This window comes from Neorhizobium petrolearium, assembly GCF_029854435.1.
Taxonomy (GTDB): domain Bacteria; phylum Pseudomonadota; class Alphaproteobacteria; order Rhizobiales; family Rhizobiaceae; genus Neorhizobium; species Neorhizobium petrolearium.
Map to the genome: position 1 here is coordinate 4705260 of NZ_CP123000.1, position 23039 is coordinate 4728298.

The following is a 23039-nucleotide window of genomic DNA, read 5'->3' on the forward strand; positions in this document are numbered from 1 at the left end:
CTGAACTCGCAACCCGTCTCCTCGATCCGCCTAACCGGCAACGGCGCTTTTGGCGATCCGTTTCGCAATCTCGGACAACGGGCCGATATACCGCACCACAGTCTCTTTAAGAGTCATGGCAGACCGGATCCAGATCATCGAAACGCAAGCGACCGTTGTTCCGGACACGATCACCGGCACGGCAATGGAAGAGGTGTGCAGACGGAATTCTCCAGCCTCGCTTCGCGCAGCTTTCCTTTAGTCACCGTCATGGTGGAAGATTCGGACGATCTGGCGGCCGATCTGCTCCGGTGTCATCCGGCCTGGCCTGTACCAGCCGCTGACATTGTTGAGTAGCGTGAGCAGCAAGAGGCGATAGACGCCGCGATCGAGTGACGGATCGAGCGGCAGGTCCGCTATCAGATCGCGGAAAATCAACTCGAAGGCATCGCGCTTTTCGACCAACCGCCCACGGATCTCCGGCGGCGCGGAGGCGAAGTCGTTCATCAGTGGCATGGTGAGCGAATTCGGATCGAGTTGGATCTCCAGCATCGTAACGCAAGCCGCTTCCAGCCGCTCCCAGGGATCGGAGAGCTTCGAAACGGCGGCAAGAATGCGATCCCCGGCCACTTGCAGCGCAATATCGTGGATGCGGACGAACAACGCTTCCTTTGACTTGATGTAGTGATAGAGCGAGCCGCCGAGCAGCCCCACCCGCTCGCCGATATCGCGAACCGAGGTCGCAGCATAGCCGCGCTCGGCAAAGAGGGCCGCAGCGGCTTCCAGGATGTCGCGATGCCGCTGGCTCAGACCGCTTTCCACCAAAGCATCGGCCAACCGGCTCCGCGGCGCCGCTGCTTCTTCCCGGCTGCTCTCGTCGGTCATTACTCTCTCATTATCCTACTGCAGGCATAGCTCTCGTCACGCTCTTAGCGCAGACACGCGCTTTTCCCAAATGCCGCTCGAAAAGCTCTCCACAGGGCTCCGCCGCAGTCACGCCGATTTTCGCACTTGCGAACTGTAACAATCGTTTGATACAAATGCCACCGTCAGCTGGAGGAGGAGAGATTGAGCGACACCCGAGCCGGCCCGGCTATGCCGCCGACGTCGACGAGCAGGCGGGGACTAATCCCCATTTCGCGATCAACGAGCAGAACTGCGTGCTTCAACACCTGCGACATCACGGGGATCCGTCGCAGAATATCACCTGGGTCCCGCCCGAAGGCGGCGGCCCGAACTATCCCACCATGTGACGCCCGTTCCGGACAGGAAAAAAGACCATGACCGCAATCTATATCGTCGACTACCTGCGCAGCCCGTTTACGCCCGCCTATCGCGGCGCGCTTGCCGGCGTTCGTCCTGATGATCTCGCAGCCGGCGTCATCAAGGCGCTGGTCGGTCGCTCGGGCATCGACCCGGCGGAAATCGAGGACGTGAACCTCGGCTGCGCCTTTCCGGAAGGCGAACAGGGCCTCAACATCGCCCGCTGCGCGGCGCTGACTGCCGGCCTGCCGCAATCGGTCGGCGGCTCCACCGTCAACCGCTGGTGCGGTTCCTCCATGCAGGCGATCCAGATGGCCGCCGGTGCCATCGCGATGGGCGCAGGCGAGGTCTTCGTCGCCGGCGGCGTGGAAAGCATGAGCCGTGTGCCGATGATGGGCTTCAACCCGATGCCGAACCCGGCCTGGAGCGACACCCAGCGCACCGCCTTCCTCAACATGGGCTTCACCGCCGAGAACCTCGCCGACCGCTACGCCATCTCGCGCGAGGAGCAGGACGCCTATTCGCTGGAAAGCCAGAAAAAGGCGCTCGCCGCCCGCGCCGATGGCCGGCTGGCCGCCGAGATCACGCCCGTCGGCGATGTCACCGCCGATGGCTGCCCGCGCGAGACGGATGCCGAAAAGCTCGCCGGCCTCAAGACGGCCTTCAAGGCCGGCGGCTCGGTGACGGCCGGCAATTCCTCACCGCTCACCGACGGCGCATCCGCGACGCTCGTCTGCTCGGAAAACTTCGTGAAGCGCCATAACCTTGAGCCCCTCGCCCGCATCTCCGGTTATGCCGTCGCCGGCTGCGCGCCTGAAATCATGGGCATCGGCCCGGTGGAAGCCAGCCGCAAAGCGCTCAAGCGCGCCGGCATTTCCGCTGCCGACCTCGATGTGATCGAAATGAACGAGGCCTTTGCCGTGCAGGTTCTCGCCTGCTGCCGCGACCTCGGCATCGATCCGAAGAGCCTCAACCGCGACGGCGGCGCGATCGCGCTCGGCCATCCGCTGGGCGCCACCGGCGCCCGCCTCGTCGGCAAGGCGTCCCTGCTCCTGAAGCGCGACGGCGGACGCTACGGCCTCGCCACCCAATGCATCGGCGGCGGCCAGGGTATCGCCATGGTTCTGGAGGCTGCGTGATCATGACCACGATCAGGAAAGCCGCCGTCATCGGCGCGGGCGTCATGGGTTCGGGCATCGCCGCCCATCTCGCCAATGCGGGGCTCGATGTCGTCCTGCTCGACATGGAGAAAAAGTTCGCCGACGGCGGCGTCGCCCGCCAGCTCAAGGCGGGCGGCTTCATGGACCCGGCCTTTGCGGAGCGAATCCGCACCGGTTCCACCAAAGACGACCTGGCGCTTCTCGCCGATGCCGACTGGATCGTCGAGGCGGTCGCGGAAAAGCTGGAGATCAAGCAGACGCTCTACCGCGCCGTCGACGGCGTGCGCAAGGCGGGCTCGATCGTCTCCTCCAACACCTCGACCATTCCGCTGCATTCGCTGCTCGAAGGCCTGCCGGAGGGTTTCGCCGGCGACTTCCTCATCACCCATTTCTTCAATCCGCCGCGCATCATGCGGCTGCTGGAACTGGTATCGGGCAAGGCAACCAAGCCCGAGGTGACCGCGACGATCCGTGATTTCGCGGATCGTGGCCTCGGCAAGAGCGTCGTCAACTGCAAGGACACACCCGGCTTCATCGGCAACCGCATCGGCAATTACTGGATGGTGGTGGCGCAGAACGAGGCCATCGAACTCGGCCTCGATGTCGAGGAAGCCGACGCGATCATCGGCAAGCCCTTCGGCATTCCATCGACCGGCATCTTCGGCCTGCTGGATCTGGTCGGCATCGACCTGATGCCGACCATCCTGCGCAGCCTGCAGAACGCGACGCCTGAAGGCGATGCAGTGAAGGATTACGACGCCGAACCGGCGCTGATCGCCCGCATGATCGCGGAAAACCGCCTCGGCCGCAAAAGCGGTGCGGGCTTCGTGCGCCTTTCGCCCGACCGCAAGTCGCGCGATGTGACCGATCTCAAGACCGGCGACTACCGGCCGCAGAAGGCGGTTTCCTCCGAAAGCCTTGATGCCTGCGGCGGCGATCCGCGCGCGCTGATGGAGCATCCCGGCCTCGGCGGCCGCTATGCCGCGATCGTCATGGAAAAATCGCTCGCCTATGCCGCCTTGCTGGTGCCGGAGATCGCCGATACGCCGGATGCCGTGGATGAGGCCATGCGCACCGGCTACGGCTGGAAGCAGGGTCCGTTCGAGCTGATCGACCGGCTAGGCGCCGGCTGGCTGAAGGCACGGCTTGAAGCGCGCGGCCTTGCCGTTCCCGCCTATCTCTCGCTCGCCGCCGAAAGGGGCGGGTTCTATTCGGTCGTGGACGGCCGGCGCGCGAACCTACTGCCGAACGGCAAGGTCGAGCCTGTCGCCAAGGGTGACGGCGTGCTGCTCCTCTCCGATCTCAAGCTCGCCGGCAAGCCGGTGGAGGACTGGGGTGCGGCAAGCCTCTGGGATCTCGGCGACGGCGTCGCCTGCCTCGAATTCCGCACCAAGATGAACACCTACAATCCGGCCCTGCTCGACGCCGTCAACAAGGCGGTCGAACGGACGGCCAAGGATTTCAAGGCGCTGGTGATCGGCAGCGATTCCCCGGTGTTCAGCGCAGGCGCCGACCTGCGGGTGTTCCCCGACACGGTGGAAAAGGGCGGTCGCGAGGCGCTCAGCGCCTTCATCGACCATGGCCACCGCACCTTCAAGGCGGTGAAATACGCCCCCTTCCCGGTCGTCGGCGCGGCGGCCGGGCTGGCGCTCGGCGGCGGCTGCGAGATCCTGCTCCACTGCGACGCCATCCAGGCCCATGCGGAGCTTTCCATCGGCCTCGTCGAGACCCGCATCGGCGTGGTGCCGGGCTGGGGCGGCTGCAAGGAGATGATGCTGCGCTTCTCGGCCTCCACCGCCGCCCTGCGCGGGCCGGTCGCTCCGGCGATTGCCGCGTTCAACCTGATCGCGCCGGCCAGGGTTTCGACAAGCGCCTTCGACGCCCGCAATCTTGGCTTCCTCAGGGCGTCCGACGGCATTACCACGAACCGCAGCCGGCTGATCGCCGACGCCAAGGCGAAGGCGCTGGCGCTCGCTGAAAACTATGTGACGCCGGAGCCGCCGGTGATCGCCATGGCCGGCTCGTCGGGAGCATCCGCCATCGGCAACATTCTCGACAGCGAGACGATGGCCGGACGCGCCACCGCCCATGACCGCGTCGTCGGGCTTGCGCTCGCCAACGTCCTGACCGGCGGCCCTTCCGCCGATCCGCTGAAACCGCTCACGGAAGACGATGTGATCGCGCTGGAGCGCGAGGCCTTCATCGACCTGCTCGCAACGCCTGCAAGCGTCGACCGCGTCAAGCACATGCTGGCGACCGGCAAGCCGCTGCGCAACTGAACAAGAAGAGGCAAGGAAACTCCCATGGCTGGCTATATCCCCCCCGTTGACGACGTGACGTTCCTGCTCGGCGAGGTCTTCGACTTCGACGCCCGGATGGCGGCATTGCCCGGTTACGAAGAGGTCAACACCGAACTGGCGACAAGCGTTCTGGAAGAAGGCGGCAAGTTCTGCGCCGAGATCCTCGAACCCCTCAACCGCCCCGGCGACGAGGAAGGCTGCAAGCTGGAAAACGGGCTGGTGACGACGCCGAAGGGCATCGCGGCGGCCTACAAGTCCTTCGTCGAGGCCGGCTGGGGCGGGCTTTCCGGCGACCCGGACTTCGGCGGACAAGGTCTGCCGCGCGTGCTGCAGATCCTCTTGGACGAGATGCTGTCGTCGGCCAACCTCTCCTTCGGCCTGTTCCCGGGGCTGACGCGCGGCGCGGTGGAGGCGATTTCCCACCATGCAAGCGACGAGCTGAAGCAGACATATCTGCCGAAGATGATCTCGGGCGAATGGACGGGCGCCATGGCGCTCACCGAATCCTCAGCCGGCACCGACCTCGGCCTGCTCACCACCCGCGCCGAGCCGGTGGGGGACGGCTCCTACGCCATCAAGGGCACGAAAATCTTCATCTCCTCCGGTGACCAGGATTTCGGCGGCAACATCGTGCATCTGGTGCTGGCACGGCTGTCCGACGCGCCGAAGGGCGTGAAAGGCATCAGCCTGTTCCTGTCGCCCAAGTTCCTCGTCAGGCAAGACGGCTCGCTCGGTGAGCGCAACCGCATGTCGGTCGGCTCGCTGGAGCACAAGATGGGCATTCACGCCCAGCCGACCTGCGTGATGAACTATGACGGCGCCATCGGCTGGCTGGTCGGCGAGCCCGGACGCGGCCTCAACGCCATGTTCACGATGATGAATGCCGAGCGACTGTTCGTCGGCATTCAGGGTCTCGGCATCGGCGAGGCCGCCAACCAGAAGGCCGTCGCCTACGCCCGCGAACGCCTGCAGGGCCGCTCCGCAGACGGCGCGCGTGGTCCCGTGCCGATCATCGAACATGCCGACGTGCGCAAGATGCTCTTGACCGGCCGATCGCTGACCGAAGCCGGCCGTGCGCTTGCCGTCTGGACCGCCTTGCAGATGGACATCGCCGCCCGTCATCCGGACGCGGAGACACGCCGCAAGGCCGATGGTCTCGTCGCGCTCCTGACGCCGGTGGTGAAGGCCGCCTTCACCGATTTCGGCTTCGAGATCGCGGTCATGTCGCAGCAGGTGTTCGGCGGCCACGGCTATATCCGCGAATGGGGCATGGAGCAGTATGTGCGCGATGCCCGCATCGCCCAGATCTATGAGGGCACCAACGGCGTGCAGGCCATGGATCTCGTCGGCCGCAAGCTGCCGATGGAAAACGGCAATGTGGCGCGCGGCTTCTTCGCACTGGTGCGCAGCGGGCTTTCGGCAACGAAGGGTTCGGCCGAACTCGAGGCCGTGAAGGACTCGGTCATCGAGGCCCTTGCCCGGCTCGAGAAATTGACGGAAGACCTGCTGGCCAGGGGCGTCGATCCGGTGGAGGCCGGAGCGAGCGCCACCGACTACCTGCGCTTCTTCGCGCTGGTGAGCTTCGGCTGGCTCTGGGTGCGCATGGCCGAAAAGGCCGCAGCCGATGCAACGACGCCGCTGAAGCAGCGCAAGCTTGCGCTTGCCCGCTTCTTTGTCGCCCGCCTGCTGCCTCAGACCGTGGCGCTCGACGCGGCCGTCCGCGCCGGCGCATCTGACATCATGGCGCTCGACGCCGACCTGTTCTGATTGAACCGTTCCCTGGGAGGAGAAGACCATGCTTGGCATGATGATGAATGCACCGCTGCTCGTGTCATCGATCCTGCGTCATGCAGCGACCTATCACGGCGGCACGGAAGTGGTTTCGAAGACCGTTGAAGGCCCCATCCATCGCTACACCTACGCCGATCTTTCGAAGCGCAGCCAGAAGCTTGCCAACGCTCTGCAGAAGCTCGGCCTGCAGCATGGCGACCGGGTGGGCACGCTTGCCTGGAACGGCTACCGGCATATGGAGCTCTATTACGGCGTTTCCGGATCGGGCTTCGTGTGCCACACGATCAATCCGCGCCTCTTCCGCGAGCAGATCGGCTACATCATCGAACATGCCGGCGACAGCGTGCTCTTCTCCGACCTCACCTTCCTGCCGATCCTCGAAGCGCTGGCCGACCGACTGGCGCCGCTGACGGCCGTGGTCATCATGACCGATGAGGCGCATATGCCGAAGTCGGAGGTTCTACCGAACCTCGTCTGCTACGAAACGCTGATCGCGGCTGAATCCGACGAATTCGACTGGCCGGAGTTCGACGAGAATACGGCGTCGGGCCTGTGCTACACCTCCGGCACCACCGGCGACCCGAAGGGCGTGCTTTACAGTCACCGCTCCAGCGTGCTGCATGCCATGGCGATCAGCTTTCCCGATGTCTTGAATCTCTCCGCCACGGATGCCGTGGTACCTGTCGTGCCGATGTTCCATGTCAATGCCTGGGGCCTGCCCTTTGCCGCCCCGATGGTCGGCGCAAAGCTGGTCATGCCCGGCCCGAACCTCGACGGTGCTAGCCTTCACTCACTGTTCGAAAGCGAGGGCATCACCTTTACCGCCGGCGTGCCGACGGTCTGGCTCGGTCTGCTCGACTGGATGGACGCCCACGGCCAGAGCTTCTCGACGCTGAAGCGCGTCGCCATTGGCGGTTCCGCCTCGCCGCCGATCATGATCAGCCGCTTTCACAACATGGGGGTCACGGTTCGTCATGCCTGGGGCATGACGGAAACAAGCCCGATCGGGCTTGCGGCAACGCTTCTTCCGAAGCACCAGTCGCTTTCGGCGGAGCAGAGGCTCATGCGCGAATCCAAGCAGGGCCGTCCGCTGTTCGGCATGGAGTTCCGCGTCGACGGCAGCGACGGCAAGCCGGTGGCGCGCGACGGCAAGGCCTTCGGCGCCATGCTGGTGCGCGGCCCCTGGATCGCCGCCGGATACTACAACACGCCGGAGAGCCCGGCGCATGCCGTCGAAGGCTGGTTCGACACCGGTGACGTCGTCACCATGGACGCTGACGGCTTCGTGCAGATCGTCGACCGGACCAAGGACGTGGTGAAATCCGGGGGCGAGTGGATCAGCTCGATCGAGCTCGAAAACATCGCGCAGGCCCATCCGGCGATCAAGGAAGCGGCCGTGGTCGCCGCGCCCGACGCCCGCTGGGGCGAGCGTCCGGTCCTCGTGGTGGTGGTGAAGCCCGGCCAGACCTTCACCCGCCACGACATGCTCGACGTCTATACCGGCAAGATCGCCAAGTGGAGCATTCCCGACGACGTGATCGTGGTCGAGGAACTGCCGCATACGGCGACCGGCAAGCTGCTCAAGACCGCGATCCGCCAGATCGTTCTCGACGAATACGCCAGGCGCTCCCCGGACGGGACGCTGGCCGGCTGAGGAGAAAAGCGAAATGACCGACGATGCGCAGACGGTGAAGCTCTATCTCAACGACCTCGAACTCGGACAGCGTTTCACCAGCCCTTCCCATGTGATGGAACTTGACGAAATCCGTGAATTCGCCGGACGCTACGATCCGCAGTTCTTCCATCTCGACGAGGAACTGGCGCGCAACAGCCTGTTCGGCAAGCTTGCGGCCAGCGGCTGGCATACGGCCGCGATCACCATGCGGCTCTTGGTGCAGAGCCTGCCGCTTGCCGGCGGGCTGATCGGCGCGGGCGGGGAAATCTCCTGGCCGCGCGCCACATGGCCCGGCGACCGTATCCATGTCGAAAGCGAGGTGGTGAGTATCGCGCCTTCGCGCTCGCGGCCCGAGCGCGGGCTCGTCACCTTCCGCAGCGAGACGATCAACCAGAAGGGCGAGATCGTACAAGTCTTCACGCCGAGAATCGTAGCGTGGCGGAAATGAACCTGGCTGAGCTTAAAGCCCTGCTTCGGCGAACACCTTGACAATCCAGTCGATGAAGACGCGCACCCGCGGCGAAAGCTGGCGGTTCTGCGGGTAGAGCGCCGAAAGCAGTGTCGGCGGTGGCGGAAAGCTGGCGAGAACCTCGACCAAGGCGCCCTCGTCGATATCCGGCTGCAGGCGGTAGCGCGGTGCCTGCATGAGGCCATAGCCCCGTCGCGCGAGATCGATCAGCGTGTCGGAATTGTTGACCGTCAACCGGGCCGGCAGGGTGACATAACGCACTTCGCCCCCAACCATGAATTCCAATGGCATGATCTGCCCGGTGCGAGACGAGATGAAACCGACCGCTGCATGCCCGGCCAGCGCATCGGGCGACTGCGGCATGCCGTGCCTTTCGATATAAGCCGGGCTGGCGCAGGTGATTTCGCTGATCGTGCCCAGCCGCCGCATGATCAACCCGCTGTCGGCCACCTCGCCGGCGCGGATGACGCAATCGACTCCTTCGCGCACAAGATCCACCAATCGGTCGCCCTGGCCGATCTGCAGTTCGAGCAGCGGATAACGGTCGAGGAATTCGTGGAGCCGCGGCAGCAGAAACGTACGGGTGAGAAATCCGTGCGCATCGACCCTGAGCAGGCCGCGCGGCTGGGCATCTCGAAAAATGTTCTCCGCCTCGTCGACTTCGGCAAGGATCGCCAGACACCGCTCGTAAAAGGCGCGGCCATCCAGCGTCGTCGTAACGTGGCGGGTCGTCCGCTCGAGAAGCCGCACGCCGATATCATCCTCCAGTTGCTTGATCGACTCGGTCACGGTTGAGCGGGCAAGGCCGAGATCGGAAGCGGCAGCGGAAAAGCTACGCCGTTCCACAATTCGGGTGAAGAGCTGCATGCGGTCGAGACGATCCATGGCTTTGTTCACCACAGACGAATTCTCATGTCAATTCGCTCACAATTGTTCTCGATTGGTGTCAGCAATATCTCTTGCTCATCAACGAAGGAGAATTTGCCATGACTACCAACGGACAACGCGTCGCGATCGTCACCGGCGCATCGAAGGGCATCGGCCGAGCCATTGCGCTCCGGCTCGCAAGAGACGGCATCGCCGTCGTGGTGAACTACGCGACAAGCCGCAAGGCTGCCGACGCGGTCGTCACCGAGATCGAAAGGAGCGGCGGCAAGGCGGTTGCCGTACAGGCGGATATCGGTAGTCCGACCGCTGCCGCCGATCTGTTCGACGCCGCGGAGAAAAGCTTCGGCGGTGTCGACATCCTCGTCAACAACGCTGGCATGATGAAGCTCGCGCCGCTTGCCGACATGGATGACGCAACCTTCGAGCAGCATATTGCCGTCAACCTGACCGGCACGTTCCGCGGCATTCGCGAAGCGGGCCGCCGGCTCCGCGACGACGGCCGCATCATCAACTTTTCCTCCAGCGTCGTTGGCGTTTATGGGCCGGCCTACGGCGCCTATGCCGCCAGCAAGGCCGGCGTCGAAGCCATGACCCATGTCGCCTCCAAGGAACTCGGCCGGCGCAAGATCACCGTCAACACGGTAGCACCGGGCCCCGTGGAAACCGATATGTTCATGACGGGCAAGTCCGACGAATTGGTGCAGAACATCACCCGGACAATTCCGCTCGGCCGTCTCGGCCAACCGGATGACATCGCCTCGGTCGTCGCCTTCCTCGCCAGCCCGCAAAGCGGCTGGATAAACGGTCAGGTGATCCGCGCCAATGGCGGCATGATTTAATACCTCAGGAACCAGGAGAACCCCATGCCATTCGTGAACATCAAGACACCGGAAGGCGCCCTTAGCCGCGCACAGAAAGAAGAGATCGTGCATCGCGCAACGGACATGCTCGTCGAATATTTCAGCGAGGCAGCGCGACCGCATACGATGGTCCTGATCGAGGAAGTCAAGGACGGTGGATACGGCCGCGCCGACGAAATCTTCATCCTGCCGGACATTTATCGCAGCAAGGAAAACAGTTAAGCGGCCGGATGCCGGTATGGCGAAACGATCCTCTATTTCACGGCGGGTTGACGACCGTTGGAATAGCGAAACTTTGCCATGCCTGCTTTCCGCCTGTGCGGCGTCTCTCCGGCTCCTGTCTAAGCACTTGCCTCAACGCCGCCAGGACGAGCCAGCGCCAAGCCCGATTGATCGAAGGCGTGAAGATCGGCCGGATCGGCGGTCAGGTGCAGGACCTCCCCTTTCTTCAAATCCCGTGTACGCTCGAACTTGACGGTTACGGAAATATCGTCGGACAGCCGCAGATAGGCAATCGTCACCTCTCCCAGATGTTCGACCAGATCGACCGGTCCGGAAATCAGCGCCTGCTCGGCCGTGCCGATCCGCATATGCTCGGGCCGGATGCCGAGGATGCCTCGCTCGCAGCCTGTCCGGCCACCGGCCGCGAAGCGAACGAGCGGAAGAGGCTTGCCACTGCGCGCAATGCGCGCGACATCGCCCTCGAACACCAGATCGACCGGCAGGAAGTTCATGGCCGGCGAGCCGATGAAGCCGGCCACGAACACGTTCCGGGGGCTGTCGTAGAGCTCGACGGGCCGGCCGACCTGTTCGATGCGGCCGCCGTTCAGGACGACGATCCGGTCGGCCAGCGTCATCGCCTCGACCTGGTCGTGGGTGACATAGATCATCGTCGTGTCCGGGAGCCGTTCTTTCAACCTGGCGATCTCGATACGGGTGGCGACCCTCAGCGCAGCATCGAGATTGGACAGGGGTTCGTCGAACAGAAAGACCTCGGCCTCGCGCACGATGGCGCGGCCGATCGCGACGCGCTGGCGCTGGCCACCGGAGAGCTGGCGCGGGCGGCGCTTGAGATAGGGTTCAAGCTGCAACATCTCCGCGGCGAGCCGGACGCGGCGGTCGATCTCCGCCTTGTCGACATGAGCGATCTTCAGACTGAACGCAAGATTGTCGTAGACATCCATATGCGGATAGAGCGCATACGACTGGAAGACCATGGCGATGCCGCGCTGGGAAGGAGGTACGTCGTTGGCGCGCACGTCTCCGATCATAAGGTCGCCCGAGTTGATACCTTCGAGGCCCGCGATCATCCGCAGCAGCGTCGACTTTCCGCAACCCGACGGTCCAACGAAGACGACGAACTCTCCCCGTTCGATATCGAGGTCGATGCTGCTGATCACCTCCAGCGAGCCGTACGACTTGCGGATATCCTTGAGGCTGATTGCGGTCATTGTCCTGCTCCTGCATTCTCGCCCAGCCAGTACCAGCCGTGCCTGGCGACCTTGGGGATGTATTTGGCGCGCGGGAGGCTGTCCTCCGTGCGTATCGCCCAGGCGAGGAGGGCCTCGAGCATCTCCGCCTTTGTGGCGGCATGGCTCGGGTCGCCGTAAAGATCGTGAAGCTCGCCAGGGTCCCGGCTGAGATCGAATAGCTCGGCCCGGCCCATCACATCGAAAGTCAGCTTGAAGTCGCCCCTGCGGACCATCTTCAGGTTCCCGCTCTGTGTCGCGGCATTCAGTTCGTCGAGCTTTCGGCCCTCATAGGGAAAATGGAGTTCCGGCCGTTCGCCCGGCTCGTAAGGCAGGTCGCCTATTCCCAGCTCGGAATAGATGCTGTCGAATTCGCGCTTCGGATATTCGGCCCCCGTCAGCATCGGCCAGAGGCTGCGGCCCTGGACGCCGGCAGGAATCGGCGAACCGATCATCTCGCAGATGGTCGGGAAGATATCGACAAGCGAGACGAAGTCGGTTCCGTTCTCCTGCGCGACGATGCCGGGTCCGCTGAACAACATCGGCACGCGGATCAGGCATTCCGGCAGGCCCGCACCCTTCCGTTGCAGACCGTAGTCGCCGGCATAGTCGCCATGATCGGAGACGAAGATCAGGACCGTATCGTCGGCGAGACCCTTCGCATCGAGATGATCGAGAAAACGGGCTATCTGATCGTCCAGCATACGGATCATCCCGGCATAGACCGCACGATAACGCCGCCATTCGGCATCATAACCGGGGCGCTTTTCCTCGAAGAGATCGGCGAGCCATCGCCACTGACCTCCGCGTGTAATGGCGGTTTCGCGCGAACCGTAACGGCCGGGCATCTGCTCGGGCGGGAACATGGAAAAGTAGGGTTCCGGCGCCTGATAGGGATTATGGGGTTCCGGCAAGGAAAGCCAAAGGAAAAAGGGCTTTTCCCTATTGTCGTCGACGCAACGTATGGCGTCGTCGACAATGCGGGAGCAAAGCTGGGTTGCCAGCGGGAACGGTGTCGGCTCCGCCGAGACATGATGGTCGAGATCGAAGAGCCATTTGTCGAACTCCTTCGCAAGCGGCATTGCACCGTTCGTGGGCCCGTCCGTGTGGCTATAGGGACCGCCATAGAAATCGAAATCCTCAGGAGCGAGATAACTGTGGTTCTTGCCGGCCAGATTGACCGTATAGCCGGCCGCGCGGAGAACCTGCGGCAGATCGACGGCATAGGTTACATTCTCTTGCGGCGACCAGTTCTGCTTGACACGCGTCGCCTTGGGAAAACGCCCGGTCATCAGGCTGGTGCGGGCGGGCGTGCAGGTCGGCATCGGCGTGTAGGCGCGGCGGAAGCGCATGCCCGACCGGCCGAGCGCCTCGACACGCGGCATGGTATCGACGGGAAAACCTTCAGAGGCGAAGAAGTCAGCCCGTTGCTGATCTGTCATGATCAGCACGATATTGGGTTTGCTATTCACGGACATGCTCCATTGATTAGGCGACGGCGGACGCGTCGCCCGCCGTCATCACGTCATCTGAGGATAGAAACCGCCTGCGAGAAGAACTCATCTGCAGCGTCCTTGGGCGTCGTCTGGGCAAAACCGATCGACTCGTTGAGGCGCTTCAGGAGTGATTCCAGCTCCCCATGGCCGGCGATCCATCCCGGTGTCTTCTTCGACGCATGAGCCCGCAGGCCCTTCAGATAGTCGAGAACCATGCCGCTCGTCTTGTCGACGGACTTCGACAGAATATCGGAAGCCTTGTCAGAGGCGGGACCGCCGAGCGTCAGCCCCAGGATTTCGATTGCTTCCTCGTCGTTCAGCAGGAAATCGATGAGCTTTGCTGCTTTGTCGACGTTCTTCGAACGCGCCGGCACGGCCCAGAAGTCGAGCGCGCGGATGAGATGGCCATTGTCGGGGCCTTCCGCCGGGCTTGGGCAGGCGTGAATGCCGAGTTCCTGCTTCATCAGCGCCTGGAAGAAGACGAGTTGCTGGCACCAGCCGGTCTGCATAGCCGCCATGTCGCGCACCATGGGCGCGTTCTGAAAGCCGGTGCTTTCCGAGGTAATGGCAGGCGGCGGAGCGCCCTGCTCATCGCGCATGGATTGCCAGAATGCAAACCAGTCGACGAGATCCTGCTGTTCGAAGCCAAGTGCGTTTTCGGCATACAGCGACTTGCCACGCTGGGTTACGAACAATTCGAGAAATGCCAGCACACCGCCGCTGTCATTGGTACCATAGTGTCGATTGCCGCCGGCCTTCCCGAGGGCGATTGAAATTTCGCGGAAGCCATCCCACGTCAGATTGTCGAGCTTGCCGGTAACACCAGCCTTGTCCAGCTTTTCCCTGTTGTAGAAAAGCGCGAACGCGATCTGATTGTTGCCGATTGCATTGGTCTTGCCGTTCATTGTCCCGATATCGACAACACCGGGATAGAGCTTGGAGATGTCGATGGTCGAGCCGATATAAGGAGCAAGATCGGCAAGCAGCCCGCGCTTGATATAGCTGTAGAGATAGGTCATCGAGTGCCGGTGCATGTCCGGCGCCCCGCCGCCCGCATATTGCACCGGCAAGCGGTCCCAGAACTCGTTGAAAGGCGCGAATTCGACCGTAGTCGGGATGTCGGGATTTTTCTCGGTAAACAGCTTGAGCGCTTTCTGCATGCGCTCATGAGTATCCTGCCCCCCATACCAGGACACCTTCACCCCGCCATTCGCGGCAAGAGCCTGCTCGCCGAGCCCCAGCCAAAGGGCGGCCGTGCCGCCGACGCTGACTTTCAGCAATTGCCGCCGGTCGAGGGAAAGGCCGTATTTCCTTGAACTCATTTCACTCCTCCTCATTATTTCATTCCTCCTCATAATCACGCGTTCCGCCGGACCTAGCCCTTGAGGCCAGTCGTCGCGATGCCCTCAGCGAGCTGCCGCTGGAACAGCATGAACAGCACGAACAGCGGCAGCAGGGTTATCACCGACATCGCAAAGAGCATGCCCCAGGCGGATTCCCCGCTCGTCGCATCGATGAACAGATTGAGAGCCAGCGGCGCCGTGTAGTTCTCGGCCGAGCTCAAGTAGATGAGCTGCGAAAAGAAATCGTTCCAAGTCCAGAGGAACGAGAAGATGGCAACGAGGACCAGAGCTGGCCGGCAGACGGGAAAGATGATGTACCAGAAGATCTGGTACTTGTTGCAGCCGTCCATTTCAGCCGCCTGGTCCAGATCGCGTGGAATGCCGCGAATGAACTGGACCAGCAGAAAGATGAAGAAGGCGTCGACCGCGAAGAACTTCGGCAGAACCAGAGGCAGAACCGTGTTGACGGCGCCGATGCTCTGGAACGCGATATATTGCGGCAGGATGGTGACATGCATCGGCAGCATCAGGGTCACCAGCATGATCGCGAAGGCCGTCTTGGAAAAGGGAAACTGCAGCCTGGCGAAGGCATAGGCAGCGAGCGAACAGGAAAAGAGGTTCCCGAGGATTGCAAGCAGGCAGATGAACGCCGAATTCAGCATGAAGACGCCGAACGGCATTCCGAGCTTGGTCCAGCCTTCGATATAATTCTGGAGGGTGAAGTGGTTGAGATCGAAGCCCGCGTCGCTGAAGATGATGCTTTCCGGTTTGAAAGAGCTCGATACCAGCCAGAGCAGCGGATAACTCATCAACAGTGCGATAGCGGCAAGCAGGCCGACGCGAATGAGACGGCGGATCGGAAAAGCGGTGTTGATATCCGTGATCGTGCTCATCTCTGTCAGCTCTCGTAATGGACCCAGAAGCGCGAGGCGTAGAAGGAGATCGCGGTGAAGACGGCGATGATCGCGAGCAGCACCCAGGCCATTGCCATCGCGTACCCCATACGGAAGTTCCGGAAGCCTTCGACGTAAAGGTAGAGCGTATAGAAAAGCGTCGAGTCGATCGGTCCGCCGGTGCCGTCGCTGATCACGAATGCCGGTACGAAGGCCTGGAAGGCGTTGATCGTCTGCATCACGAGATTGAAAAGGATCAGCGGGCTCAGAAGCGGCAACGTGATACGGAAAAACCGCTGCACGGGGCTTGCACCGTCCATGATGGAGGCATCGACGATCTCCTTCGGGATCTGGCGCACACCCGCAAGAAAGATCACCATGGGCGCACCGAACTGCCAGATATGGAGAATGATGAGTGTCGAGAGCGCGTAGCGCGGATCACCGATCCAGCTGGTGGTCTGGAAACCAAGGCCGCCGAGCATCATGTTGACGAGCCCGTTGCCGCCGAAGATCTGGCGCCACAGCACGCCGACTGCGACGCTGCCGCCGAGCAGCGAGGGCAGATAAAAGATGCCGCGAAAGAGATTGGCGGTGGGTGTCTGTTGCGACAATGTGACCGCAATCACCAGCGCCATTGCGATGGAGAGTGGCACCGAGACGAGCACATAAGTCGTCGTCACCTCGAGGGATTTCAGATAGCGGGGATCGTGTGCTAAGAGACGCTCATAATTCTCCAGCCCGATCCACTGTGGCGGAGAAAGAAGGTCGTAATGGCTGAAGCTCAGGACGAAGGAGCCAACCATCGGAAGCGCGGTCAGAAAGATCAGCCCCAACAGCCACGGCAGAAGAAAGACGAACGCGGTGCGAGCCTCGCCACGGTGAGACGGCGCGAGTGCATCGACCGGCACCGGCTTGCGCCTGAAAAACAATCGGGATGTCTGTACCGTCTCCATCCTGTCGCCTCCCGCAACATCTATTCGGCTATTCGTGACCGGCGGCCTTGCGCGCCACGCGACGGGCGTTGTCGACCTTCTCTTGCGGCATGATGGCGGCAGGCATGGTGGTGATGTCACGAATGGTTTCCAGGGGAAGTTTCGGAACGCGGGCGGCGGTCAGCAGTCCGTTCGCCTCCTGCTCCGTATCCGTTACCTGCGTGTAGCAGTAGCCGGCCAGATTGGGGCTTGCGGCAATTGCCAGGAACAGGTCGCGCAGGCGAGCCTCGAACTCCTGGGGATCGCTCACGGTGGAATAACCATGCCAGTTGTCCCCTTGCTTCGGGGTGTAACTCAGCCCGCCGAACTCGGTCAGCATGACCGGCTTGTCGCCGAGTTCCCGTCCCCCGAGAACAAGACGACGGCGCGCTGGCCCCATCCCCTTCAGCATGGCCTCCATGTCCTCCCGATTGTGGAAACGGCTGCTCAGCCCTTCGCCGTCGGGGGCATAGTCATGGACCGACCAGATGTCGCTTTCGACCAGTTCCCAACCGTCATTGGAAATCGCGGGGCGGCTCGGATCGAGCGCCTTGGTCATATGATAGAGCGCAGATGCAAAATGTGCCTGATCCTCGCGCGTGGCGATATGAGAGACGCCCCAGCTTTCATTCAGCGGAACCCAGGCGACGATGCACGGGTGGCTCTTGTCGCGGCGGATCGCCTCCATCCATTCCTGAGACAAGCGCTCCATCATGGAACTGGAAAAGGCATAAGCGCTCGGCATCTCCTCCCAGACAAGCAGGCCCAGCACGTCGCACCAATAGAGGAAACGCGGATCTTCGATCTTCTGATGGACGCGGACGCCATTGAAGCCCATGGATTTGATGAGTTCCACCTCCTTGCGCAGGGCGGCGGCATCGGGTGCAGCGAGATGCGATTCCGGCCAGTAATTCTGCCCGAGTACGAGGCGCAGGTAATAGGGATGCTCATTGAGCAGAAAGAGGTGATTGCCGACGCTCACGCTGCGCAGGCCGAGATAACTCTTCACCCGGTCCGGCATCTTTCCTTCGAGGGTGATCTCTGCGTCAACGAGGTTCGGCTTCTCCGGCGTCCAGAGAAGATGATCGCGATAGGTCCCGTGCTCGATCTGCGGAATGGAGATATCGAAGCACAGTTCGCTATCGGCCAGCATGACGCTCTGTTCGGCGAGAGACTTTCCCTTCACGCCGAATTTCAACGTCAGCCAGGTCGGCTCGATCGGCGCGGCATTGAGCCGGACCTCGCAACGGACCCGGGCGTTGATGAGGTCGGGGACGAAATGGATATCGGTGAAATGCAGGGCCGGCACTACGCTCAGCCAGACAGGCTGCCAAATCCCGCTGGTGCGGTGATACCAGATGGCGTGGGGGTCTTCGAGCCAGTCCTGCTTGCCGCGCGGGACCCGGACGTCCCGCGGCTGATCTTCCGCCCGGACGACGACCGTCTGCTCGCCTTCTCCAATCAATACACCGGTGATGTCGGCGGAAAACGGCACGTGGCCACCGCGATGGGTCGCAACGCATTGGCCATTGACCCAGACGCTTGCAGCATAATCGACAGCTCCGAAATGGAGAAACAGGCGCTCATCGCGTGCAAGCTTTCGGGTCTGGAAAGTGCGATGGTACCAGATCACCGGATGAAAGCCGGGAGCACCGATCCCGGAGAGTTTCGATTCCGGCGGATAGGGGACTGTTATGGCCTTGTCGAAGACATCGGCTCGTTTCCACCAGCCTTCCAGCATGCCGAGATCGGCGTCGTCAAAAGCAAAGCCCCACTGGCCGCAAAGATCGATCAAACCCTCCCGATGGAATTGCGGGTTGGGCGCGAACTCGGCCATGACAGGCCACTGAATCGTCACGATACATCCTCCTCCGGTTCCCGAAGGACAAACGAAACCCTCCGCGCAAACACTTGTCTGCGTCGTCCGTTCGCCCAGCGAGAAGATATGAAACCGCCCTCAGGAGCGGTTGCTAAATTTGTTTAGCAACCTGCTTGACGAAAATCCTGTTGTCAAGGAGGTTATGCAAAACAGGGGTTGGAATGAAAAAACGAATCAAAATGGTTGATGTAGCGCGGGCTGCGAATGTTTCGCGCACGACCGTATCACTCGTCCTGAACGGCATTCCGGGCGTGCGGATCGCGGAGGCGACGCGTCAGCGTGTGCTGCAGATCGCACGCGAACTGGGTTATTCGCCGGGTCCGCTGATTGAAAACCTTGATCCCGAGCGAAAGCGGCTCTTTGGCGTGTTGATCAACGAAATCTCTGCAGCTTATCCAATCGACTTGATCTATGGCCTGCAGAACTGGGCCGATGCGCAAGGGCTGCAGATTGTTCTTCAAGTGACCGACAGCGTCGCCGACCGTGAAATTGCGGCGCTTGAAAACTTTGCCCGTTTCGGGGTCGAGGGCGTCATCTATGCCAACACGTTCACGGCCATCGTTTCGCCGCCGGCCTCGCTCGGCAATTTTCGCCACGTCCTGGTCAATTGCCGCCGTGAAGACAGCATTGGTTTTGCCATCCTGCCGGCTGAACGCCATGGCGGCATGCTTGCGACCGATCACCTGATCGAGATCGGCTGCAGGCGCATCGCCACGATCACCGGCGACCCCTGGCAGATCGCCAGCATTGAGCGCCTGGCCGGTTATCATCGTTCGCTCAACCGGGCCGGCCTGAATCTCGGCACCCAATTCGAGCGTGCCAGCGATTGGGGCCATGCCAGCGGCTATGCCGCAGCACGCGACCTGTTGGCGCTTTCAGAGCCGCCGGACGGCATTTTTTGCCACAACGACATCGTCGCACGCGGCGCCATGGCAGCGGCCCGCGATATGGGACGGAAGGTGCCGGAAGACCTCGCTATTATCGGCTATGACGACCGCGAGTTCTCGCGGGACCTGGGAATCTCCAGCGTGACACTGCCCTTTGCGGAAATGGGGGAGCGAGCCTTGGCCGAACTGGCAGGCAACGCTGACCTGGCAGACAAGACGGTGACCATCCAGGGCCGGCTCGTTGCGCGCATGAGCACCAACAAATGAACAGGTAGAAGATATCTACCTCTCCTGATCAATCGTATCTTTGATTACTCCGGCGAGAAAGAGATCGTGGTGGGAGGCCTGCTTAGAGCAACAAATCTTCGGCAGGCAGTACGGATTATGTCGATGCCGGCGGCCGCATATACCGATATGGAAACAGGCCATCCACCTAAAATCATCTCGCTATGAAAGCCGGCTCCACAAACGCGAAAGAGCAGTCGTCGAACGCGGCATCGCGCACGATCGCACACGTGTAACCGGGACAGCCCGCGACCCAGCGGCATTTTTTTCCGGAGCTTAACCTCATTGAACAACGGTCATGGCGCTGCAGCGGTAAGGTTCACTTCGCCAGCGGCATCATTTTAATCAGCCACAATCCGAAATGAAATGGGTCACGCCTCAATGCTCCTCATGTGGCTACTCCTTCGAACCATGACGCACGCCCTGGCGCGGATCAGGCCTCCACGATGGAAACGACGATCTTGCCCGCAGCCGTCCGATCGCTAATTGCGGCATGGGCCTCGGTCACAGTGTCGAACGAGAAGACCCGCGGATCAAGGCGCGGAACGAGCTTGCCGGCCTCGACCAGTGCCGCAGCGGCCTTGAGTATCTCGCCATGATGGGCGCGGCCAACACCATCGAGAAGCGGCGCAAGGGTGAAGACGCCCGAATAGGTTCCGGCCTTGAACGAAAGCGGTGCCAGGGCATGCGTGCCCCAGCCAAGGCTGCTCACCACATGGCCGAAACGCTTGACCGCCTGGAACGACGCATCCAGAATGGCGCCACCGCCGGTGTCGTACACCAGATCGAAACCTGCGCCGCCGGTATGGCGACCGACATAGTCCTCAATCGACTCGCTGGCATAGTCGATAGGCGTTGCACCCATCGAGCGGATAAAATCGGCCTTGGCCGCGCGGTCGGTCGCGAATACCGTCGCGCCGAGCGCGAGGCCGATCTGGACCGCGACATGGCCGACGCCACCGGCGCCGCCCTGCACGAGGAGCGTCTGTCCCGACCGGACCTTTGCGCGATCGACGAGGCCTTCCCAGGCCGTGATCGTGACGAGCGGCAAAGCGGCCGCCTCGCGCATGGTCAGATTGGCCGGCTTGATCGCCAGCAGGCTGGCGTCGACGGAGGCATACTCGGCCAGCGTGCCCTGAATGCCGCCGACACCGCCGATCATGCCATAAACCTCATCCCCGGGGCGGAAAGCCGTGACATCGGCAGCCACCGCCTCCACTACGCCGGCCAGGTCGAGGCCCAGCACGGCCGGCAACGGATGGCGGGCGTGGGCTGCGGCACCCGCTCTGATCTTGGCGTCCAGTGGATTGACGCCGCTGGCATGAATACGGACGAGAATCTCGCCGGCATTGACGGTCGGGCGAGCAACTTCGGCAAGGCGGAAGGGGCCGTCGTTTGTCTCAACGAACGCGGCCTTCATTCTCTGCGCAGGATTGGTCATGGGACATGTCTCCTTGTTGATTGCCCAGATATGTGCTCAACTCAATTGCATGACCATCATAAATATCGCACGAAAAGCATGCGAAAATGTATGGGTAACGCGATGCGCACTCTTGAATGGAACGATCTGCCCATCTTCCTCGCGATCGCTCGAGAGGGCACGCTTGGAGCGGCCGCCCGTCGCCTGAAACAAACGCAGCCGACCATGGGCCGGCGGCTCCGCGCGCTCGAAGAAGCGGTCGGGTTGGTGCTGTTCCAGCGCACCAGCGATGGTTTCGTCCTGACCGACGAAGGTGAGGCGATGTTTGCGCATGCAGTCCGCATGGAAGAAGAGGCGCTTTCCATGCAGCGCAAGCTGGCTGGCAGTGTCGGCGGGCTCGAAGGCTTGTTGCGCGTGTCATGCTCCGACTGGTTCGGCGCGACCATGCTCAGCCCCGTGCTTGCGGAGTTCGCTCAACTCCATCCGAAAGTCACCGTTGAACTACTGACCGATCCACGTCTCTACAGTCTCGCCCGCCGCGAAGCGGATATCGTCATGCGCATCGCGCCCTTCGACGAGCCGGAGGTGATTGCGCGCAAGCTGGTTACAATTCCCTACGGTCTCTATGCCAGGTCAGATCACCCGAATGCGCGAAGAGGCGACGGCGCGGGATGCCCGTTGATCCTGATGGACACCGCTTTCGGCGGTATGCCGGATGTCGCATGGGTGACGCGGGCTCTTCCGAACGCGACGATCGTGTGCCGAAGCAACAGTCGGGAGATCCAGGCACGACTTTGTGCCCTTGGCGCCGGGCTGGCGGTGCTGCCCCGCCCGCTGGGGGATGCGACCGCAGGCCTCCGACTGATCGATTTGGGTGAACAACCTCCATCCCGCGACACCTGGATCGGCTAGAGCGTCGGGCGATTAATATGCAACGCATCCGGCTTGCCGAAAATAGTTCCAGCATTCCTGTGGCGTAAACAGGTCGCAGACTTTCCCGACGGCCTTCCAGAGATCGTCGTAGTTTCTTGCTTTCTGCCTTCGCAGGAGTGTCTTGAGCTTTGAGAAGGCCATTTCAATCGGATTGTTGTCTGGCGAATATCGCGGCAGAAACAATATCCATGCCTTTCTTTCGGCGATGGCCGCCGCCGCTCTGGGGCTCTTGTGGACGTTGAGATTGTCCCAGATCACCACGTCGCCCGGCTGAAGCGTCGGTGCCAGCTGAGTTCGCACATAGGTGTCGAACTTGTCGCCATCCATGGCGCCATCGACGACAAAGGGAGCGGTGATGGCATCGCAGCGCAGACCGGCGATGAAGGTCTGGGTATTCCATTTGCCGAAAGGGGCATCCGCCTGCAAACGCTGGCCCTTTTTGCTCCTGCCACGCAGCGGCGTCATGTTGGTCTTGACCGAAGTCTCATCCACAAAGACGAGACGTCCGGGGTTCTTCTGCATCGCGGGTTGGCGATGCCGGCGCCATTCATCACGCTCTCGGCGCACGTCGGCGCGTTCGCGTTCCGATGCCATCATCGTTTTTTTTATAAGTGAAGCCTGCCCGGCAGAGCAGTTTCGACAGGTTCGAGGGATCGGCCTTCACGCCATGCCGCTCTTCCAGCCACGCCGCTAGGTCGGGCATGGTTATATCCGGTTGTGCCTCCACCTTGGCAATCAGGCCGTCCCGGTAAGGACCCAGTTTGCCGCCTCCGCTGGGCCGTCCTCGTCGGGACGGCTCGACCGAACCCGTTCGATCCGAACGCTGCTTGAGCCGTACCGCCGTGGCGGGCGAAACCTTGAAGGCCGCCGCAGCCGCTCGCCGCGTTTTGCCTTCAGATATCGCATCGACAATCCGCTGACGAAGATCAGATGAATACGCCCGAGACATGGCAAGTCCTCCTGCCATGTTGAATCATAAAATCGGAGCCAGTGGAATCCACAGATTCACAAAAGCCGCCCGACGCTCTATCATCGGGATCTCAAGAGATTGCCGCGCCTGCGCGCCTTGCTCAATCTC

General features: G+C 62.1%; 21 protein-coding genes. 10 read left to right on the plus strand and 11 right to left on the minus strand.

Annotated features, from left to right (window positions below; translation table 11 throughout):
• Positions 1 to 237: 237 nt before the first annotated feature.
• Positions 238 to 864 (minus strand): TetR/AcrR family transcriptional regulator, encoded by a 627-nt coding sequence (locus QEO92_RS22815; protein WP_227704552.1) that lies wholly within the window; start codon positions 862 to 864, stop codon positions 238 to 240.
• A gap of 164 nt (positions 865 to 1028) precedes the next feature.
• Complete coding sequence (locus QEO92_RS22820) at positions 1029 to 1160, minus strand: hypothetical protein (protein WP_280107531.1); 132 nt, start codon at positions 1158 to 1160, stop codon at positions 1029 to 1031.
• Here QEO92_RS22820 and QEO92_RS22825 point away from each other — a divergent pair.
• Genes QEO92_RS22825 through QEO92_RS22850 form a run of 6 tightly spaced genes read left to right on the plus strand, consistent with a single transcriptional unit; the run spans position 1140 to position 8616 of the window.
• A complete protein-coding gene (locus tag QEO92_RS22825; RefSeq protein WP_280107526.1) occupies positions 1140 to 1232 on the plus strand; it encodes a hypothetical protein in 93 nt (30 codons plus the stop codon). The genes QEO92_RS22820 and QEO92_RS22825 overlap by 21 nt on opposite strands.
• Positions 1233 to 1259: 27 nt before the next feature.
• The gene (locus tag QEO92_RS22830; protein WP_227704553.1) at positions 1260 to 2381 is read left to right on the plus strand and encodes a thiolase family protein; all 1122 of its coding nucleotides are present in this window, start codon (positions 1260 to 1262) and stop codon (positions 2379 to 2381) included.
• Positions 2382 to 2383: 2 nt separating this feature from the next.
• Positions 2384 to 4681 carry a 3-hydroxyacyl-CoA dehydrogenase/enoyl-CoA hydratase family protein gene (locus tag QEO92_RS22835; RefSeq protein WP_227704554.1) on the plus strand — a complete coding sequence of 766 codons (2298 nt, stop codon included), beginning with the start codon at positions 2384 to 2386 and terminating at the stop codon, positions 4679 to 4681.
• 24 nt (positions 4682 to 4705) lie between these two features.
• The gene (locus QEO92_RS22840) at positions 4706 to 6469 is read left to right on the plus strand and encodes an acyl-CoA dehydrogenase C-terminal domain-containing protein (RefSeq protein ID WP_227704555.1); all 1764 of its coding nucleotides are present in this window, start codon (positions 4706 to 4708) and stop codon (positions 6467 to 6469) included.
• Between the two features lie 28 nt (positions 6470 to 6497).
• Positions 6498 to 8147 (plus strand): long-chain-fatty-acid--CoA ligase, encoded by a 1650-nt coding sequence (locus QEO92_RS22845; protein ID WP_227704556.1) that lies wholly within the window; start codon positions 6498 to 6500, stop codon positions 8145 to 8147.
• Between the two features lie 13 nt (positions 8148 to 8160).
• Complete coding sequence (locus tag QEO92_RS22850; RefSeq protein ID WP_037156332.1) at positions 8161 to 8616, plus strand: MaoC family dehydratase; 456 nt, start codon at positions 8161 to 8163, stop codon at positions 8614 to 8616.
• 12 nt (positions 8617 to 8628) lie between these two features.
• On the opposite strand, the gene QEO92_RS22855 is transcribed toward QEO92_RS22850, so the two are convergent.
• Positions 8629 to 9522: a LysR family transcriptional regulator gene (locus QEO92_RS22855; protein ID WP_227704557.1), complete on the minus strand. Its 894-nt coding sequence runs from the start codon at positions 9520 to 9522 to the stop codon at positions 8629 to 8631.
• A gap of 101 nt (positions 9523 to 9623) precedes the next feature.
• Between QEO92_RS22855 and QEO92_RS22860 the strand changes: the two genes are divergently transcribed.
• Together QEO92_RS22860 and QEO92_RS22865 are read left to right on the plus strand one after the other, a co-directional pair.
• The gene (locus QEO92_RS22860) at positions 9624 to 10364 is read left to right on the plus strand and encodes an SDR family oxidoreductase (protein ID WP_227704558.1); all 741 of its coding nucleotides are present in this window, start codon (positions 9624 to 9626) and stop codon (positions 10362 to 10364) included.
• A gap of 24 nt (positions 10365 to 10388) precedes the next feature.
• Positions 10389 to 10607, plus strand: coding sequence for a tautomerase family protein (locus QEO92_RS22865; RefSeq protein WP_037156329.1), 219 nt, complete (start codon positions 10389 to 10391; stop codon positions 10605 to 10607).
• A 119-nt stretch (positions 10608 to 10726) separates the two neighbouring features.
• Here the strand turns inward: QEO92_RS22865 and QEO92_RS22870 are convergent, their stop codons facing one another.
• From QEO92_RS22870 to QEO92_RS22895, 6 genes are read right to left on the minus strand one after another with little or no spacing between them, the layout of a single operon-like run.
• Positions 10727 to 11836: an ABC transporter ATP-binding protein gene (locus tag QEO92_RS22870; protein ID WP_037156328.1), complete on the minus strand. Its 1110-nt coding sequence runs from the start codon at positions 11834 to 11836 to the stop codon at positions 10727 to 10729.
• Positions 11833 to 13326 carry a sulfatase family protein gene (locus QEO92_RS22875; RefSeq protein WP_227704559.1) on the minus strand — a complete coding sequence of 498 codons (1494 nt, stop codon included), beginning with the start codon at positions 13324 to 13326 and terminating at the stop codon, positions 11833 to 11835. Before QEO92_RS22875 ends, QEO92_RS22870 begins: the two co-directional genes overlap by 4 nt.
• 53 nt (positions 13327 to 13379) lie before the next feature.
• The gene (locus QEO92_RS22880; RefSeq protein ID WP_227704560.1) at positions 13380 to 14672 is read right to left on the minus strand and encodes an ABC transporter substrate-binding protein; all 1293 of its coding nucleotides are present in this window, start codon (positions 14670 to 14672) and stop codon (positions 13380 to 13382) included.
• 53 nt (positions 14673 to 14725) lie between these two features.
• A complete protein-coding gene (locus tag QEO92_RS22885; RefSeq protein ID WP_227704561.1) occupies positions 14726 to 15586 on the minus strand; it encodes a carbohydrate ABC transporter permease in 861 nt (286 codons plus the stop codon).
• A 5-nt stretch (positions 15587 to 15591) separates the two neighbouring features.
• Positions 15592 to 16539: a carbohydrate ABC transporter permease gene (locus QEO92_RS22890; protein WP_227704562.1), complete on the minus strand. Its 948-nt coding sequence runs from the start codon at positions 16537 to 16539 to the stop codon at positions 15592 to 15594.
• Positions 16540 to 16567: 28 nt separating this feature from the next.
• A complete protein-coding gene (locus tag QEO92_RS22895; protein ID WP_227704563.1) occupies positions 16568 to 18415 on the minus strand; it encodes a glycoside hydrolase family 2 protein in 1848 nt (615 codons plus the stop codon).
• A gap of 182 nt (positions 18416 to 18597) precedes the next feature.
• Between QEO92_RS22895 and QEO92_RS22900 the strand changes: the two genes are divergently transcribed.
• On the plus strand, positions 18598 to 19590 hold the full coding sequence (locus QEO92_RS22900) for a LacI family DNA-binding transcriptional regulator (RefSeq protein WP_227704564.1): 993 nt from the start codon (positions 18598 to 18600) through the stop codon (positions 19588 to 19590).
• Positions 19591 to 20041: 451 nt separating this feature from the next.
• Here the strand turns inward: QEO92_RS22900 and QEO92_RS22905 are convergent, their stop codons facing one another.
• Complete coding sequence (locus tag QEO92_RS22905; protein WP_037156321.1) at positions 20042 to 21049, minus strand: zinc-dependent alcohol dehydrogenase family protein; 1008 nt, start codon at positions 21047 to 21049, stop codon at positions 20042 to 20044.
• A gap of 102 nt (positions 21050 to 21151) precedes the next feature.
• On the opposite strand from QEO92_RS22905, the gene QEO92_RS22910 reads away from it, so the two are divergent.
• Positions 21152 to 21940 (plus strand): LysR family transcriptional regulator, encoded by a 789-nt coding sequence (locus QEO92_RS22910; protein ID WP_227704565.1) that lies wholly within the window; start codon positions 21152 to 21154, stop codon positions 21938 to 21940.
• Positions 21941 to 21952: 12 nt separating this feature from the next.
• On the opposite strand, the gene QEO92_RS22915 is transcribed toward QEO92_RS22910, so the two are convergent.
• A protein-coding gene (locus QEO92_RS22915) for an IS630 family transposase (RefSeq protein ID WP_227702725.1) occupies positions 21953 to 22910 on the minus strand; the annotation gives its coding sequence in 2 pieces (ribosomal slippage) (positions 21953 to 22567 and positions 22569 to 22910; 957 coding nt in all).
• Positions 22911 to 23039 lie beyond the last annotated feature (129 nt).